The sequence below is a fragment of the Luteibacter sp. UNCMF366Tsu5.1 genome, assembly GCF_900119235.1.
Lineage (GTDB): Bacteria > Pseudomonadota > Gammaproteobacteria > Xanthomonadales > Rhodanobacteraceae > Luteibacter > Luteibacter flocculans.
In genome coordinates this window covers 2053053-2068882 of record NZ_FPIS01000001.1, presented here as the reverse complement: position 1 = coordinate 2068882, position 15830 = coordinate 2053053, and the positions used below count along the sequence as shown (strand labels likewise).

Here is a 15830-nt window from a genome sequence, read left to right as displayed (position 1 = left end):
AGGCGCTGCTCCCACCCCTTCCCTGGCGGCTATAGCGGCGTGGTCCCACCTGATCCCATCCCGAACTCAGAAGTGAAACGCGCATGCGCCGATGGTAGTGTGGCTCAAGCCATGCAAGAGTAGGTCACCGCCAGGGGCTTTATCCTAAAAACCCGGTCTCGTTGAGGCCGGGTTTTTTCTTGTTGCTGTCGTGCCCAGCGGGCACGACCCGCAACAGGTCACCGCCAGGGGCTTTATCCTAAAAACCCGGTCTCATTAGAGGCCGGGTTTTTTGCTTGGCCTGCGGGAGCCACCATGGCGGCGAGAAGCCCACGAAGCGGTGTAACAGCGAGACAAGTTCCCATCGCCAGCAGGCTGGCTCCCACCAGACATCTCCCTCGTTGCCATGGCGGCTCCCACATAACGCGGCTACTGGGGGAGCGTAACCAACGCGCCTGCGGCATGACACTCTCGCGACAAAGCGTCATCATGTCCGCGCAGTGCGACAGAACGGGAAGGCGATGGATCCACGACTCAATCGGCGGCAGGAAGAATTGATTGCCATCGTCCAGCGCGAAGGCTTCGCTGGCGTGGACGAGTTGGCCAGTCATTTCGACGTGGCCCCCCAGACGATTCGCCGCGACCTGAATCTCCTCGCCGATGCCGGACTGATTCGTCGTTATCACGGGGGTGTCAGTGCTCCCTCGAGCGTTGAGAACGTCGCGTATGCCGCGCGGCAGTCGCTACAGGCTGCGGAGAAGAACCGCATCGCTGCATCCATCGCGCGGGAAATTCCCGATGGCTCTTCGCTCTTCATCAATCTCGGCACGACGAACGAAGGCGTCGGTCGCGCGCTGCTTGAGCATCGCGATCTGCGCGTCATCACGAACAACCTCAACATCGCCATCCTGTTGAGCGACAACCCCACCTTCGAGGTGATCGTTGCCGGTGGTGTGGTGCGCGGCCGAGATCACGGCGTGACTGGCGAGGCGACGATCGAACTCATCCGCCAGTTCAAGGTGGACTTCGGCATCATCGGTATCTCCGGTATCGAACTCGATGGCACCTTGCTCGACTTCGATTTTCACGAGGTGCGCGTCGCGCAGGCGATCATCGAGCACTCGCGCCAGGTCTTCCTCGGTGCCGACCACAGCAAGATCGGTCGAAATGCGATGGTTCGCCTCGGCGACTTTTCGCATGTCGATGCATGGTTCACCGATCGTCCGCCCCCCGACGTGCTTATCCCCGTCCTCGAGGCAGCTGGCACGCAGGTGCACGTGGCCGAAGACTAAGTCGCCTACGGGGTCACGGGTCTCCGGCGTCCCCTACGCTGCAGTGCAGCGTGCGATGTTCGTTTATGTTCGCATATGCTCGTTTGTACGCAGGCGATAGCCGGCGACGTCGTAAGAATGTTCGTTTTCGTGGAAAACACCGTCTTAACGGACGAAAACGAACGTACCCGAGCGTAGGGTACGTGCGACGCGCCTCGCCTCCCGCAAACGGAGTACCCGATGGTCGAGCAGGTCGATGTCTTGGTGGTGGGTGGCGGCGTCAATGGCGTCGGGATCGCTCGTGATGCGGTAGGTCGCGGACTGAGCGTGTGGTTGTGTGAACGCGACGACCTCGCCTCTCACACGTCCAGCGCTTCCACGAAGCTGATTCACGGTGGTCTGCGCTATCTGGAGCAGTTCGAGTTTGCCCTCGTCGGAAAGGCTCTTGCGGAGCGAGAGGTACTGCTCCGCGCCGCGCCGCACATCATCTGGCCTCTGCGTTTCGTGCTGCCGCATCAGCCGCACCTGCGTCCTGCCTGGATGATTCGTGTCGGCCTGTTCCTGTACGACCATCTGGGCCGTGGTCGCCGCACGCTGCCGGGTTCTCGCCGTGTGCGTTTCGGTAAGCACGTGACCGGCGCGCCCCTGCGCGACGAGTTCTCCGTGGGCTTCGTGTACTCGGACGCCTGGGTCCAGGACGCACGACTCGTCGTGCTGAATGCGATGGACGCGGCACGGCGCGGTGCACGTATCGAAACCCACACGAAGTGCGTGAGCGCGCGCCGCGATGGCGACGGTTGGACGGCGGAGCTGGAAGCTCGCGACGGATCGCGACACTTCGTCAAGGCGCGTGCGCTGGTCAATGCAGCAGGTCCCTGGGCCGCGAGCTTTCTCGACGACGTGGTGCGTCTCAAGCACCAGCACACGTTGCGCCTCATCAAGGGCAGCCACATCGTGGTGCCGAAGATCTTCGAGCACCGCTACGCATACATCTTCCAACAACCCGATCGCCGCATCGTCTTCGCCATTCCCTACGAGCGCGACTTCACCCTGATCGGCACGACCGATATCGAGTACCACGACGACCCGTCGCATCCCCACATCGGCACGGACGAAACCAGCTACCTGTGCGACGCCGCGAACCGTTACTTCAAGAAGCAACTCACGCCTTCCGACGTCGTCTGGAGCTACAGCGGGGTGCGCCCGCTGCTGCAGGACGAAGCAGGCAGTGCATCCGAAGTGACGCGCGACTACCTGCTCGATGTCAATCAGGACGGCGCACCGCTGCTCAATGTCTTTGGCGGCAAGCTCACGACCTATCGCAAGCTCTCCGAAGAGGCCGTCGATCGCCTGGCCCCGTTGCTCGGCAACCGTAACCCGGCGTGGACGGCCGATGCACCTCCGCTGCCTGGCGGTGGCGAGCGCGATACCGACGAACTGCTCGCCGACATTCGCTCGAGCCGCCCCTGGCTGCCTGAAAAGCTCGCATGGCGCCTCGTGCACAGCTACGGCACCCGCGCGCGCGATCTACTGGGCGAGGCCACTGGTCTTGACGCCCTCGGCGAGAACTTCGGCTCCGATCTTTACCAGGCGGAAGTCGACTATCTCGTCCGGCACGAGTGGGCCACCGAAGCCGAAGACATTCTCTGGCGTCGCACCAAAGTCGGCTTGCGGGTTACACCGCCCGACGTGGAGCGCCTGTCCGCTTACCTGGCGACGAAGCGCTGACGCGCGAGTCGCCATCCCCCCAGCACGGGCCGTACTGCTGACCGGCCCGCACGATGAAGGAGTACTCAGCATGTCGGTGTATCTGAGTGAGTTCCTCGGAACGATGGTGATGATTCTGCTCGGCGACGGTGTCGTCGCAGGCGTGCTGTTGAAGGATTCGAAGGCCGAGAATGCCGGCTGGGGTGTTATCACGTGGGCCTGGGGGCTTGCCGTGCTCATGGGCATCTTTGTCGCCGCAAAGAGCGGCGCGCACATGAACCCTGCGATTACCCTGGCCCTCGCGGCGATCGGCAAGCTCTCGTGGTCGCTCGTTCCGGGATACGTGGCAGCGCAGATGGCAGGCGCATTTACGGGCGCGGTGCTCGTCTATCTCACCTATCTCGCTCACTGGGGCCGCACGCCGGATCCCACGAAGAAGCTGGGCGTGTTCTGCACCATTCCTGCCGTGCGCTCGCTGCCGGCCAACCTCCTGACCGAGGTCATCGGCACCTTCGTGCTGGTCTACTGCGTGCTCGCCATTGGTAGCAACGATCTGTCCAAGGGCATTGCACCCATCGCCGTCGCCCTGCTCGTGGTCGTGATCGGCATGTGCCTGGGTGGTCCGACCGGCTACGCCATCAACCCGGCTCGTGATTTCGGCCCGCGCGTGGCGCACGCGCTGCTACCGATCCCGGGCAAGGGCGGTTCGGATTTCGCCTATGCACCGGTTCCCATTATCGGTTCGATCATCGGCGCCTTGCTCGCCGCCTTCGCCTATACCGCTATCGCGGCATGATTCGAGAGGACTTACCGTGACCAAGAAGACCTACATTCTCGCCATCGACCAGGGCACCACCAGCTCGCGCACGATCCTGTTCGATCACGATGGCAACATCGCCGGTACCGCACAGCGCGAGTTTCCGCAGATCTTTCCACAACCCGGCTGGGTGGAGCACAACCCGCGCGAGATCATGACCAGCGTGCTCTCGACGATGACGGAGGTCATCAGCAGCTCGCAGATCGATCCCGCATGCATCGAAGGAATCGGCATCACCAACCAGCGCGAGACCGCGGTGGTCTGGGACAGGCACACCGGCCAACCGATCTACAACGCCATCGTGTGGCAATCGCGCCAGACCGCGGATATCTGCGAGCGGCTGAAGAAGGAAGGCCACGAAGAGATGGTCCGCGAGAAGACGGGTCTTCTCATCGACGCCTACTTCGCCGGCACCAAGGTGCGCTGGATACTCGATCACGTCGACGGTGCGCAGGCGCGCGCCGAGGCAGGTGACCTGCTGTTCGGCACCATCGACACCTGGGTGATCTGGAACCTCACTGGCGGCAAGGTACACGTCACCGATTACACCAATGCATCGCGCACCTTGATGTACGACATCCACAAGTGCGAATGGGACGACGAGCTGTTGAAGATGCTCGGCGTACCGCGTGCGATGTTGCCCGAGGTGAAGTCGTCCAGCGAGGTCTACGGCAAGACGTTGTCGAAGCACTTCTTCGGTCGTGAGGTGCCCATTGCAGGTATCGCTGGCGATCAGCAGGCGGCACTCTTCGGCCAGGCGTGCTTCGAGGAAGGTCTTGCGAAGAACACCTACGGCACCGGCTGCTTCATGCTCATGAACACCGGCGAGAAAGCCGTCCGTTCGAAGAACGGCTTGCTCACCACCATTGCCTGGGGCGTCGACGGTAAGGTCGAGTACGCGCTCGAAGGCAGCATCTTCGTCGCGGGTTCGGTGATTCAATGGCTGCGTGACGGCCTGCGCATGCTCGGCAAGGCCTCCGACTCTCAGGAGTACGCCGAGCGCGCCAAGGACAATGACGGCGTGTACTTCGTGCCCGCCTTTGTCGGTCTCGGCGCGCCGTATTGGCGAAGCGACGTACGCGGTGCCGTGTTCGGCCTGTCGCGCGGCACGACGAAGGAGCAATTCATTCGCGCTGCGATCGAGTCGATGGCTTACCAGACGCGCGATGTCCTCGAGGCGATGCAGAGCGATTCCGGTATCCAATTGAAGGAACTGCGCGCCGATGGCGGCGCCATCGCCAACGACTTCATGGCGCAATTCCAGGCCGACATTCTCAACGTGACCTTGCTGCGGCCGAAGGTGCAGGAGACGACGGCGCAGGGCGCGGCTTATCTTGCCGGTCTTGCCGTGGGCTTCTGGAAGGACAAGAAGGACATCGCCACCCGTTGGGCGATCGATCGCGAGTTCAAGCCGTCGATGACCGAAGAGCGTCGCAACGATCTCTACGAAGGCTGGAAACAGGCGGTCAACGCCACGATGGGATTCAAGCCGCGCAACTGACGCGCACGATCGCATGCCAGAAACGCAAAGGGCGGCGCAGTGATGCGCCGCCCTTTGTTTTTAAGCGATGTCGAAGGCTCAGGCCAGCTTGTAACCGAACTGTTCCTCGAACTCGCCAGCGAACTGTTCGTAGGTGAAGAACTGGTTCTGCGTGCCCGGATGCTCGACCTTCAGCGCGCCCATCAGCGACGCCATGCGTCCGATGGTCGGCCAGTCGTAGCCCTTCATGATGCCGAAGATGAGGCCTGCGCGATAAGCGTCGCCACAACCCGTCGGATCGACGACCTTACGCTCGCGTGCCGGCTGCACCTCGATCGTGGCGCCATCGGCGTGAATCAGCGAGCCACGCGGTCCGAGCGTCACGATGTACGCCTTCACCTTGGCGGCGATGTCAGATGCGCTCCAGCCGGTGCGCTGCTGCAGCAACTGCGACTCGTAGTCGTTGACGATCACGTACGTCGACTTCTCGATCATCGCGCGGAATTCGTCGCCGTTGAACAACGGCATCGCCTGGCCCGGGTCGAAGATGAAGGGCACGCCACGCGCGGCGAACTCGTCCACGTGCTGGAGCATGGCTTCGCGGCCATCCGGTGCCACGATGCCGAAGCTGCAATCGGCGATGTCGCGCACGTGATTCTCCTGTGCGCTCGACATCGCGCCAGGATGGAAGGCCGTGATCTGGTTGTTGTCCAGGTCAGTGGTGATGAAGCACTGCGGCGTGAACTGATCGTCGAATTGACGCACGCCGTCGAGCCGGATACCGAACTTCTCCATGTGCGCGCGGTACGGCGCGAAGTCCTGACCTACGGTCGCGACGGGCATCGGTTGGCCGCCGAGCAGCTTGAGGTTGTACGCAATGTTGCCCGCGCAACCGCCGAACTCGCGGCGCATGGCCGGCACCAGGAACGACACGTTCAGGATGTGCACCTGATCCGGAATGATGTGGTTCTTGAACTGGTCCTGGAACACCATGATGGTGTCGTAGGCGAGCGATCCGCAGATAACGGCAGTCATGCGTTGGGAAACCCTGAAGGTGATGGGGCCGGGATCGGCCGCGGCAAAACGCCGTCGACGAGGATGACGGCAAACCGGCGAATCGTACCCAAAAACGGGTCCGGAGGCGACCGCCGGGGTGGTCCTGGACCTACCCGGGGAGGGGAGCTTCCGCATGCATCATTCGGACTTACAAGGCTTTCTTAACTTATCTGCCCTTGCGTGGGGGAGGGCGCCAATCTAGACTCGCACGCTTACTTTTTGCCGCAACGGGCGCCCGCCGCATCATGTTTAAGAAGTTCCGCGGACTCTTTTCGAACGACATTTCCATCGATCTCGGCACGGCGAACACGCTCATCTATGTGCGCGGGCAGGGCATCGTCCTGAACGAGCCGTCGGTGGTGGCGATCCGCCAGGATCGCGGCCCGGGTGGTCCACGGGCCGTCGCGGCAGTCGGTGGCGACGCCAAGCGCATGCTCGGCCGTACCCCGGGCAACATCGCCACCGTGCGTCCGATGAAGGACGGCGTCATCGCCGACTTCACCATGACCGAGGCGATGCTCCAGCACTTCATCAAGCAGGTTCACCGTTCGCGCATGCTGCGCCCCAGCCCGCGCGTGCTGGTCTGCGTGCCCTGCGGCTCGACCCAGGTCGAGCGCCGCGCCATCAAGGAGTCGGCCGAGGGCGCGGGTGCGCGTGACGTCTTCCTCATCGAAGAACCCATGGCAGCCGCGATCGGCGCCGGTATCCCGGTCCACGAGGCCCGTGGCTCCATGGTCCTCGACATCGGCGGCGGCACGTCGGAAGTGGCGGTGATCTCGCTCAACGGCATCGTCTACTCGCAGTCCGTGCGCGTGGGTGGCGATCGCTTCGACGAGGCCATCATCAACTACGTGCGCCGCAACCACGGCACCCTGATCGGCGAATCCACCGCCGAGCGGATCAAGCTCGAAATCGGCTGCGCCTTCCCGCAGAGCGAAGTGCGCGAGATCGAGATCTCCGGCCGCAACCTCGCCGAGGGCGTGCCGCGCATGTTCACGATCAACTCCAACGAAGTGCTCGAAGCCCTGCACGAGCCGCTGTCCGGCATCGTGGCGGCGGTCAAGGCGGCGCTGGAGCAGACCCCGCCGGAGCTGTGCTCCGACGTGGCCGAGCGCGGCATCGTGCTCACCGGTGGTGGCGCGCTGCTGCGCGACCTGGATCGCCTGATCTCCGAGGAAACCGGCCTGCACGTGCAGGTGGCCGACGACCCGCTCACCTGTGTGGCGCGCGGCGGCGGCAAGGCCCTGGAGATGATCGACCAGCACGGCAGCGACTTCTTCGCGTTCGAATGATGGCGGCGCGCACGGCGCGGAGGCCGGAGCGCGCAAAGGATGCACAGGAAGCGCTCGCTGCGGCCTGTGACCTGGCGGGCCAGCCGGCTTCCGACAGCGCGGCCCAGAGCATCCCGTCATGGCCCTGAATCGCGACGACAAGTCGCCCCTGTTTGCGCCCGGCGTGGCCGGCACGTTGCGGCTCATCGTCTACCTGGCGCTCGCCTGCGTGCTCATGGTGCTCGATCACCGGGGCGGCTGGCTCGCCAACGTGCGCTATGGCCTGTCGATTCTCGTGGAGCCGGTCTATCGCATTGCCGGCCTGCCATCGCAGGGGTTCCAGGCGGCGACCGTCGCCTTCGCGGATCGCCAGCGCCTCACCGAACAGAACCAGCGCCTGCGCGAGGATCTGCTGCTGGCCAATGCCAAGCTCAATCGCATGGCGTCGGTAGCCGAGCAGAACCAGCGCCTCAAGGAACTGCTCGACACCCAGCACAGCCTTTCGCTGAACGTGCAGCTCGCGCGCCTCATCGGCGTCGATCTCGGCAGCTTCCGTCACCGGATCGTGCTGAACGTCGGCGCGCGTGACAAGGTGAAGCCGGGACAGGTAGTCATCGACGCCCGGGGCGTCATGGGGCAGATCGTCGAGGTCATGCCGACCACCTCGGTCGCCATGCTCATCACCGATCCCAATCACGCCATCCCCGTGACCGTCGAACGCAGCGGCCTGCGCACCATCGCCTACGGCTCGCGTGCAGGCGACATGCTCACGTTGCCGAACATCCCCGTCTCGGCCGATGTGCAGGTGGGTGACAAGCTGGTCACCTCGGGCTTGGGTGGGCGTTTCCCACCCGGCTTCCCGGTGGGTGAGGTTCGCGATGTCGCACAGACGCCATCCGGCACCTTCCTGTCGGCCCAGGCGAAGCCCGCGGCGGACCTCGATCGCAGCGAGGACGTGCTGCTCCTGCACGACCTCGCCGAAGTCGACGGGCCGCCCGCGCCGGCGCCCAATGTTGGTCCGCCCGCTTCCCTGGCGCCCGATCCCAACGCGCCCCAACCGACCTTGCCGTCGGTGACGTCGCCCACGGCGACGCCGTTGCCGGCACGCTCGGCGACCGCCGCCACCCCGACGGGGACCGCACGATGAACAAGGTCCGCGTTCGCCAGTTGTGGTTCGCCGCCACGCTGCTGATTTCCCTGTTCCTGATGCTGATCCCGCTGCCGGGCCCGTTGACGCCGTTCAAGCCGTACTGGCCTGCGCTGGTGTTGCTCTACTGGTGCCTGCAATCCGGGGATCGCGTCACGCTGGGCCTCGCCTTCTGTCTCGGCGTCGCGGCCGATCTGTTCGACGGCATACTGCTCGGCGAACAGGCGCTGCGGCTCACGGCCATGGTGTTCATCGCCTTGCGCTTCCGCTCGCGCCTGCGCTTCTTTCCCATGTGGCAGCAATCGCTAGCGGTACTGGGTTTCCTGCTGAACGATCGCATCCTGTTGCTGCTGATACGCGTTTTCGGCGGCGATCCGTTGCCGCCGCCGGAGTACTGGATCTCGCCGTTCGTTGGCGCAGCTCTCTGGCCGTTCGTCTTCCTCATCCTCGATGACCTTCGCGCGCGCCTGCGCATCCACGAGGCATGAGCAGGCGGCGCGCCTCGATCAAGGAAGTCCGCGGCGAGGTGGCGCTGTTCCGTCGCCGTGCGCTCGCGGGCTTCGTCTTGATCCTGCTGGGCCTCGCCGCCGTATGCGTGCGCTATGTCTATCTGCAGGTGCTGCACCACGACGAGTTCGTGGCACGCTCGGACCAGAACCGCGTGAAGCCGCGCGCGATCCCGCCGGCACGTGGCCTCATCTACGATCGCAACGGCGTGTTGCTGGCCGACAACGTGCCTGCGTTCCGTCTCGAGGTTACGCCCGAGCAGGTGCCCGACATGGACGCCATGCTGCACGAGTTGGGTGCCGTCGTACCGATCAGCGACGAAGACATCACGGCTTTCAAGAAGCAGGTGAAGCAGAGTCGGCGCTTCGAAGGCGTGCCGCTCAAGCTCAAGCTCACCGAGGATGAAATTGGCCGATTCGCGGTGAATCGCTGGCGATTCCCCGGCGTGGACGTGGTGCCCTATCTCACCCGGCGCTACCCGCTCGCTGCGCAGATGGCTCACGTCATCGGCTATGTAAGCCGCATCGACGCGGACGACCTCGATCGCATGGACGAAGACGAGGAGGCCAGCTACAAGGGCACCACGCATATCGGCCGCATCGGTATCGAGCGCTATTACGAGAAGCTGCTGCATGGCCAGCCGGGTTACGAACTGGTTGAGGTCAATGCCGACGGCCGTACCCAGGCCGTGCTCGACACCACGCCGCCTACGCCCGGCAAGAACATCTACCTGAGCATCGACGTGCGCTTGCAGAAGGCCGCGGAAGAAGCCATGAACGGTCGCGCCGGTGCCGCCATCGCGATCGATCCGCGCAACGGCCAGGTGCTCGCTTTCGCCAGCGAACCGAGCTTCGATCCCAACCTCTTCGTCAACGGCATCAGCTCCGCCGATTACAAGGCGCTGACCACCGCGCCCGACAAGCCGCTGTACAACCGCGGTCTCCGCGGCGTGTATCCGCCCGGCTCCACGGTGAAGCCATTCCTCGCGCTTGGTGGCCTGGCGATGGGCATTCGTCGGCCCAGCGATACCGTGCTGTCCACAGGCGAGTTCTGCATTCCTGGGCAATCGCGCTGCTATCGCGACGACAAGCGCGGGGGCGACGGCACGGTCAATCTGCAACGCGCCATCGAGAAGTCGACCAACACCTATTTCTATCGCCTCGCGCTCGACATGGGCATCGATCGGCTGGCCGACTGGATGGGTCGTTTCGGGTTCGGCCAGAAGACCGGTATCGATCTCGTCGGCGAAGTCGAAGGCATTCTGCCTTCGCGCGAATGGAAGGCCACCCGAAGCAAGGCCGGCTGGTATCCGGGCGAGACGATCATCGCCGGCATCGGACAGGGCTACTGGGCGGTGACACCACTGCAACTCGCGCATGCGACGGCAACCTTCGCCGGTCGTGGCGTGCCGTACAAGCCGCACTTCCTGCTCGACACGCAGGATGGCGTGGATAGCCCGCGCGTGCCGCAGGCGTTTCCACCCACCGGTCCCTCGCTGATTCGGAAGCCGGCGGATTGGGACGCGGTGGACCAGGGCATGATTGCGGTGATCAACGGCGAAGGCACCGGCAAGGGCCTCGGCAAAGGGTTTCCGTACGTGATCGCTGGCAAGAGCGGTACGGCGGAGCGCTTCTCGCGCACTACCAACGCGTACAACGAAAACAAGAACACGGCCTATCTCGCCACGCGCCACCGTGCGCTGTTCATTGCCTACACGCCTGCCGAGGATCCGCGCATTGCGGTGGCGGTGGTGCTCGAGGCCGGTGCGTGGGGTGCGAAGGATTCCGGCCCCATCGCCCGCAAGATCCTCGACCAGTGGGTCGTGGACGAGGGCGGCCAGCGACCGACCGATCTGTCGCCTGCCGACGTCGTCACGTCAGACGCCTTGCCCGAAGCGGCACCTGCCAGCGAGGGCACGGCGCCCGCCTCGGCCGCGAGTGCGCAGGCATCTCCCGACGACGACAACGTCGAGGACCAGGGCCAATGATCCAGAACCTCTCCGCCCGGCTCAAACGCTTCGGCCTGCGCCTGCTCACCCGGCCGCGGCTCGACCTGCCGTTGTTGCTGGCGTTGTTCGTGCTCGGATGCACCGGCTTGGCGACCTTGTACAGCGCAGGCAACGGCAATCTGTCGCTGGTGACGGGACAGGCGGCGCGCTTCGTGCTCGGCGGTCTGCTGCTCGTTGTGATCTCGCGCATTCCGCCGCCGGTACTGCGGTCGTGGACGCCATGGCTCTATCTCGGCAGCACCGCGTTGCTCGTGGTGGTGGCGGTGCTCGGTGAAGGTCGCGGCGCGTACCGCTGGCTGGACCTCGGTGTGATGCGCTTTCAGCCGTCCGAACTGCTCAAGCTCACCATGCCGATGATGGTGGCCTGGTATCTGCATCCGCGCCAATTGCCGCCAAGCTGGAAGGACATCATCGTCGTCGGCTTGCTGATCGCCGTGCCTGCCGGGCTCATCGCCGAGCAGCCCGATCTGGGTACCGCGCTGCTGGTGGCAGGCGCAGGCGCGTTCGCGCTGTTCCTTTCCGGCATGGCATGGTGGCGCATCGGACTGCTGGTCGGTGCCGTGGGCGCTGCCATTCCCGTCGCCTGGCAGTTCCTCCACGAATACCAGCGTAACCGCGTGCGCACGCTGCTGGACCCGGAGTCCGATCCGCTGGGCAACGGCTGGCACATCATCCAGTCGAAGATCGCCGTAGGCTCGGGTGGTGTATTCGGCAAAGGGTGGCAGCACGGTACGCAGTCGCGCCTGGAATTCCTGCCTGAGCACACGACCGACTTCATCTTCGCCGTGTTCTCCGAAGAGTTCGGCTTGGTCGGCGTCATCGCCATCATGCTGCTTTACGCGTTCATCATCGGCCGCTGCCTGTGGATCGCGATGAATGCGCGCGACACCTATTCGCGCCTGCTGGCCGGCGCCATCGGCATGAGCTTCTTCGTCTACGTGGCAGTCAACGGCGGCATGGTCGCCGGCATCCTGCCCGTGGTGGGCGTACCCATGCCGCTCATCAGCTACGGCGGTACGTCTGCCGTATCGTTGCTCACCGGCTTCGGCGTGCTGATGTCGATACACGCCAACCGCAAATTACACGACTGATCGATGTAATTCTTCGCCAAAGGGGGTGCTACGTGAATTCCAAGTTGCTGGGAACGGCGAGGTTCTACGCGTTGCTCTGCGCTGGAGGGATGCTATTCGGTTCAAAGGCATTTTCGACCGAGGTGTCCTCTCCGGTCATTGTCGCCACCTCGGCAGAATTGACGCAGGGTACGCTTGCCAATTCACAGCCAGACGCGCCGCTGTCCTCCTATAGCGTCGCGGGAACTCGCTACTGGCTGGGGTCGCAATGGAATTATTCGGGCAAGATCATCCAGTCGCTTATGCAGGGAGACGCTGAACATCCCTTCGGTTCAGTGCTATGGACGAAATCGACCTGCAATCTGGATCCTGCCACGACATATTGCGTCAACGGCCCCAACGCCGCGTTCACCAAGTTAAACCCTGTAGATGTGCGTAGCCTTTGGTTCGTCGGCTTGTATCAACCCCAACCGAATGACGGCGGCTTACTGGCGATCATCCACGAGGAGAACGCTGGGGCAGCCCACCGCAATCGCATTGGGCTCGCATGGTCATCGGACAATGGGAATACGTGGAATTACCTCGGTCGCATCATTAGTCCCTATGGCGATCCCGACGGTGTGAACATCCAGGGTGCACCTTATTTGATCAAAGACGGGTTCCTTTACGTCTACTACACCGATGTGGGCGACGAAACGCTACCTCCTGGGTCAAACGGCTTGTCCGTCGCGCGAGCCAATTTGAACGATGTGCTCAGCGCAGCAAGGTCGGGTGGCATCGGGACGAATCTCTGGCACAAGTACTATGGCGGGAGCTTCTCGGAGCCAGGGCTCGGGGGGCGCGCAACGCTCCTTGGGCCTTACGGCATCACTCATACGCAAGCAGTCCATAGTCAGTACACGGGTAAGTACTACGTTCTCTTGTCTGTCATGGCCTGGGGTGGCGCGAACTCGTTCGTGAAGCTGTACGAGTCGACCGACGCCATCAGCTGGACGCCAAGTGCGACGTTGGCTGACGAGGCGGCCGCCAGTCTCCGTCCCAATGGAGGTTATCAATACTGCAGCATTGTCGATCCGGGCGGTGTCGCCAACGGCGAGGCGAACGATATTTTCAACGTCTATTGCGCGAAAGATCCCCTCTCAAGCGACTCGCCGCATGTGGCGCTATATCGCTGGCGCGTCAACTTGTCCGACCGGCCGGAGTACTACCGCCAGTCTGTCAATTACTCGTCACAGCAGGGGCCTCGGTGGTGGTATCAGACGGGTCGCAATTCGACGATCTATGACATGAGTTTCGAGAACGGTTTCTGGCAGGGCACGGATCGTTGGTCGGCCATATACACCGATTCCATGCACCCAGCAGAAAATGAGATTCCCGTTCTGAAATGGGTCGCCCCACGCGCAGGAACAGTCAGGATCGAAGGAACCGTAAGGGATGCCGACGTTGGCTGCGGTAACGGCGTGAGCACTTCGATCGTGCATAACGGTTCATCAATCTTCGCCGCCGATATCGATAACGGGGATACCGTGGGTAAAAGTATCGACGTGGTTCGACAAGTCGCCGCGGGCGATGGCGTTTTCTTTATGGTGGCGGCGAGAGGGACGGATTATTACTGTGATAGCACTCGCTGGGATCCTTCCATCGAGTATCAGTGATCTGCCCGAACGCCGTCACTCGACGCCGTATCGCTGCTTACTGGCTCGCGGTGCTGTATGACTAGCGTCGTGCAGCACCGCGAAGCCGGTCTGCTCGTCAGCGACTGAGGTTGCTCAGCGCCAGGTCCACAATGGAGTCGCCGCGGCCGCTCATCACGGCCTTCAGCGCGTAGAGGCTGAGGCCCTTCACTTGCTCGCCGCTGATCTTCGGCGGGATCGACAGCTCGAGGCGGTTGCTCACCACGTCGAGCAAAGCCGGGCCTTCATGAGCCAGCACCTCGGCGATGGCCGACGGCAGATCGCTGGCGCGGGCAACACGGCGACCGTGGATGCCCATCGCATTCGCCATGGCGGCGAAGTCGGGGTTCTGCAGCGCCACGCCGGTTTCGAGGAGACCGGCTGCCTTCATTTCCAGCTCGACGAAACCCAGCGTGCCGTTGTTGAGCACGATCACTTTCACGGGCAGCTTCTGCTGCGCCAGGGTGATGAAGTCGCCCATCAGCATCGTGAAGCCGCCATCGCCCGACAGCGAAATCACCTGCCGCTCCGGATAGGCTGCTTGCGCGCCGATCGCCTGCGGCATCGCGCACGCCATCGAGCCATGGACCCAGGAGCCCAACAGTCGGCGCTTACCATTCATGCGCAGATAGCGGGCGGCCCAGATGGTGGGCGTACCGACGTCGCAGGTGAACACGGCATCCTCTTCCGCCAGCTCGCTTACCAGTCGGGTGACCTGCTGCGGGTGGATGAGATCGTGGCCTGGCTCGATCCGCGCCAGTTCGTCCAGGTCGTGACGGGCGCGCTCGTAATGCGCAAGGCAGCGATCCAGATGACCACGCACGCGCTTGGGTTCGATGCGCGGTAGCAGGGCGCGGAGGGTCTCGCCAACGTCGCCCACGATGCCGAGATCGACACGGCAGCGTCGGCCGATATTGCCGGCGCGGATGTCTACTTGGGCGATCTTGGCATCTTCGGGGTAGAACTGCCGATACGGGAAATCGGTACCGAGCATCAGCAGCGTGTCGCAGTCTTCCATCGCGTGGTAGCCCGAGCTGAAACCGATCAGGCCGGTCATGCCCACATCGAACGGATTGTCGTACTCCACGAATTCCTTGCCGCCCAGCGCATGCACGATCGGTGCTTTCAGCGCATCGGCCAGGGCAATCAATTCGTCATGCGCGCCCGCGGTCCCACGACCGCACAGCAGTGTGACCCGCTTGCCTTCGTTGAGCAGGGCCGCGAGCGCATCGAGCTGGCGCTCGGCCGGCACGACGCGCGGCGCTGCGGGCAACAGGCTAGCGGCAGGCGTTGCGGCCTTCACCGGTGACTTGCGCATCGCGACGTCGCCTGGAATCACCACCACCGCCACGCCGCGTTGGCCAACGGCGGCACGAATCGCGGCGTCGATCACGCGCGGCATCTGCGCCGCGTCGGAAACCATCTCGCAGTACACGCTGCACTCGCGAAACAGTTCGGTCGGATGCGTTTCCTGAAAGTAGCCGTTGCCGATTTCCGCGCTGGGGATGTGCGCTGCGATCGCGAGCACCGGTGTGCGCGAGCGATGGCAATCGAACAGACCGTTGATGAGATGCAGGTTGCCCGGACCGCAGCTGCCGGCGCACACGGCAAGCTCACCGGTGAGTTGCGATTCGCCACCGGCGGCAAAGGCGGCGACTTCCTCGTGGCGTACGTGGACCCAGTCGATGCGTTGTCGCTGGCGCAGGGACTCGGTGATGGCGTTGAGGCTGTCGCCGACGACGCCGTAAATGCGGCGGACGCCGGCTTCTTCGAGAGTTTCTGCGATCAGGTCAGCGACGTTGGCAATGGACATCGATAGGCTCCTTGGGCGCGAACGGCCATTA

12 protein-coding genes and 1 rRNA gene are annotated in these 15830 nt (G+C 63.6%); 11 read left to right on the top strand and 2 right to left on the bottom strand.

Going from position 1 to position 15830, the window contains the following annotated elements:
• Window positions 1-21 precede the first annotated feature (21 nt).
• The 5 genes from rrf to glpK all read left to right on the top strand — a co-directional run bounded on the left by rrf (window position 22) and on the right by glpK (window position 5275).
• Window positions 22-136, top strand: a 5S ribosomal RNA gene (gene rrf / locus BT115_RS09230).
• Between the two features lie 364 nt (window positions 137-500).
• Complete coding sequence (locus BT115_RS09225; protein ID WP_072322151.1) at window positions 501-1271, top strand: DeoR family transcriptional regulator; 771 nt, start codon at window positions 501-503, stop codon at window positions 1269-1271.
• A gap of 219 nt (window positions 1272-1490) precedes the next feature.
• Window positions 1491-2978, top strand: coding sequence for a glycerol-3-phosphate dehydrogenase (gene glpD, locus BT115_RS09220; RefSeq protein ID WP_072322150.1), 1488 nt, complete (start codon window positions 1491-1493; stop codon window positions 2976-2978).
• Window positions 2979-3048: 70 nt separating this feature from the next.
• Window positions 3049-3753: an MIP/aquaporin family protein gene (locus tag BT115_RS09215; protein WP_072322148.1), complete on the top strand. Its 705-nt coding sequence runs from the start codon at window positions 3049-3051 to the stop codon at window positions 3751-3753.
• A 16-nt stretch (window positions 3754-3769) separates the two neighbouring features.
• The gene (gene glpK, locus BT115_RS09210; RefSeq protein WP_072322146.1) at window positions 3770-5275 is read left to right on the top strand and encodes a glycerol kinase GlpK; all 1506 of its coding nucleotides are present in this window, start codon (window positions 3770-3772) and stop codon (window positions 5273-5275) included.
• A gap of 78 nt (window positions 5276-5353) precedes the next feature.
• On the opposite strand, the gene BT115_RS09205 is transcribed toward glpK, so the two are convergent.
• Window positions 5354-6289: a carbohydrate kinase family protein gene (locus BT115_RS09205; RefSeq protein WP_072322144.1), complete on the bottom strand. Its 936-nt coding sequence runs from the start codon at window positions 6287-6289 to the stop codon at window positions 5354-5356.
• Between the two features lie 266 nt (window positions 6290-6555).
• On the opposite strand from BT115_RS09205, the gene BT115_RS09200 reads away from it, so the two are divergent.
• From BT115_RS09200 to BT115_RS09175, 6 genes are all read left to right on the top strand, one after another.
• Window positions 6556-7602 carry a rod shape-determining protein gene (locus tag BT115_RS09200; protein WP_072322142.1) on the top strand — a complete coding sequence of 349 codons (1047 nt, stop codon included), beginning with the start codon at window positions 6556-6558 and terminating at the stop codon, window positions 7600-7602.
• Window positions 7603-7720: 118 nt separating this feature from the next.
• The gene (gene mreC / locus BT115_RS09195) at window positions 7721-8728 is read left to right on the top strand and encodes a rod shape-determining protein MreC (protein WP_072322139.1); all 1008 of its coding nucleotides are present in this window, start codon (window positions 7721-7723) and stop codon (window positions 8726-8728) included.
• Complete coding sequence (gene mreD, locus BT115_RS09190; protein WP_072322138.1) at window positions 8725-9216, top strand: rod shape-determining protein MreD; 492 nt, start codon at window positions 8725-8727, stop codon at window positions 9214-9216. Before mreC ends, mreD begins: the two co-directional genes overlap by 4 nt.
• Window positions 9213-11222 carry a penicillin-binding protein 2 gene (gene mrdA, locus BT115_RS09185; RefSeq protein ID WP_072322137.1) on the top strand — a complete coding sequence of 670 codons (2010 nt, stop codon included), beginning with the start codon at window positions 9213-9215 and terminating at the stop codon, window positions 11220-11222. The genes mreD and mrdA overlap by 4 nt, the downstream gene beginning before the upstream one ends.
• Window positions 11219-12334, top strand: a complete 1116-nt coding sequence (gene rodA, locus BT115_RS09180) for a rod shape-determining protein RodA (RefSeq protein WP_072322136.1) — start codon at window positions 11219-11221, stop codon at window positions 12332-12334. The genes mrdA and rodA overlap by 4 nt, the downstream gene beginning before the upstream one ends.
• 32 nt (window positions 12335-12366) lie before the next feature.
• On the top strand, window positions 12367-13968 hold the full coding sequence (locus BT115_RS09175) for a hypothetical protein (RefSeq protein WP_072322133.1): 1602 nt from the start codon (window positions 12367-12369) through the stop codon (window positions 13966-13968).
• Window positions 13969-14065: 97 nt separating this feature from the next.
• Here the strand turns inward: BT115_RS09175 and poxB are convergent, their stop codons facing one another.
• On the bottom strand, window positions 14066-15799 hold the full coding sequence (gene poxB / locus BT115_RS09170; protein WP_072322132.1) for a ubiquinone-dependent pyruvate dehydrogenase: 1734 nt from the start codon (window positions 15797-15799) through the stop codon (window positions 14066-14068).
• Window positions 15800-15830: the final 31 nt, after the last annotated feature.

Bases quoted from the DNA above. Each gene is read 5' to 3' on its own strand.
- BT115_RS09225 (WP_072322151.1), top strand. From the start codon at position 501: ATGGATCCACGACTCAATCGGCGGCAGGAAGAATTGATTGCCATCGTC.
- glpD (WP_072322150.1), top strand. From the start codon at position 1,491: ATGGTCGAGCAGGTCGATGTCTTGGTGGTGGGTGGCGGCGTCAATGGC.
- BT115_RS09215 (WP_072322148.1), top strand. From the start codon at position 3,049: ATGTCGGTGTATCTGAGTGAGTTCCTCGGAACGATGGTGATGATTCTG.
- BT115_RS09205 (WP_072322144.1), bottom strand. From the start codon at position 6,289: ATGACTGCCGTTATCTGCGGATCGCTCGCCTACGACACCATCATGGTG.
- BT115_RS09200 (WP_072322142.1), top strand. From the start codon at position 6,556: ATGTTTAAGAAGTTCCGCGGACTCTTTTCGAACGACATTTCCATCGAT.
- mreC (WP_072322139.1), top strand. From the start codon at position 7,721: ATGGCCCTGAATCGCGACGACAAGTCGCCCCTGTTTGCGCCCGGCGTG.
- mreD (WP_072322138.1), top strand. From the start codon at position 8,725: ATGAACAAGGTCCGCGTTCGCCAGTTGTGGTTCGCCGCCACGCTGCTG.
- mrdA (WP_072322137.1), top strand. From the start codon at position 9,213: ATGAGCAGGCGGCGCGCCTCGATCAAGGAAGTCCGCGGCGAGGTGGCG.
- rodA (WP_072322136.1), top strand. From the start codon at position 11,219: ATGATCCAGAACCTCTCCGCCCGGCTCAAACGCTTCGGCCTGCGCCTG.
- poxB (WP_072322132.1), bottom strand. From the start codon at position 15,799: ATGTCCATTGCCAACGTCGCTGACCTGATCGCAGAAACTCTCGAAGAA.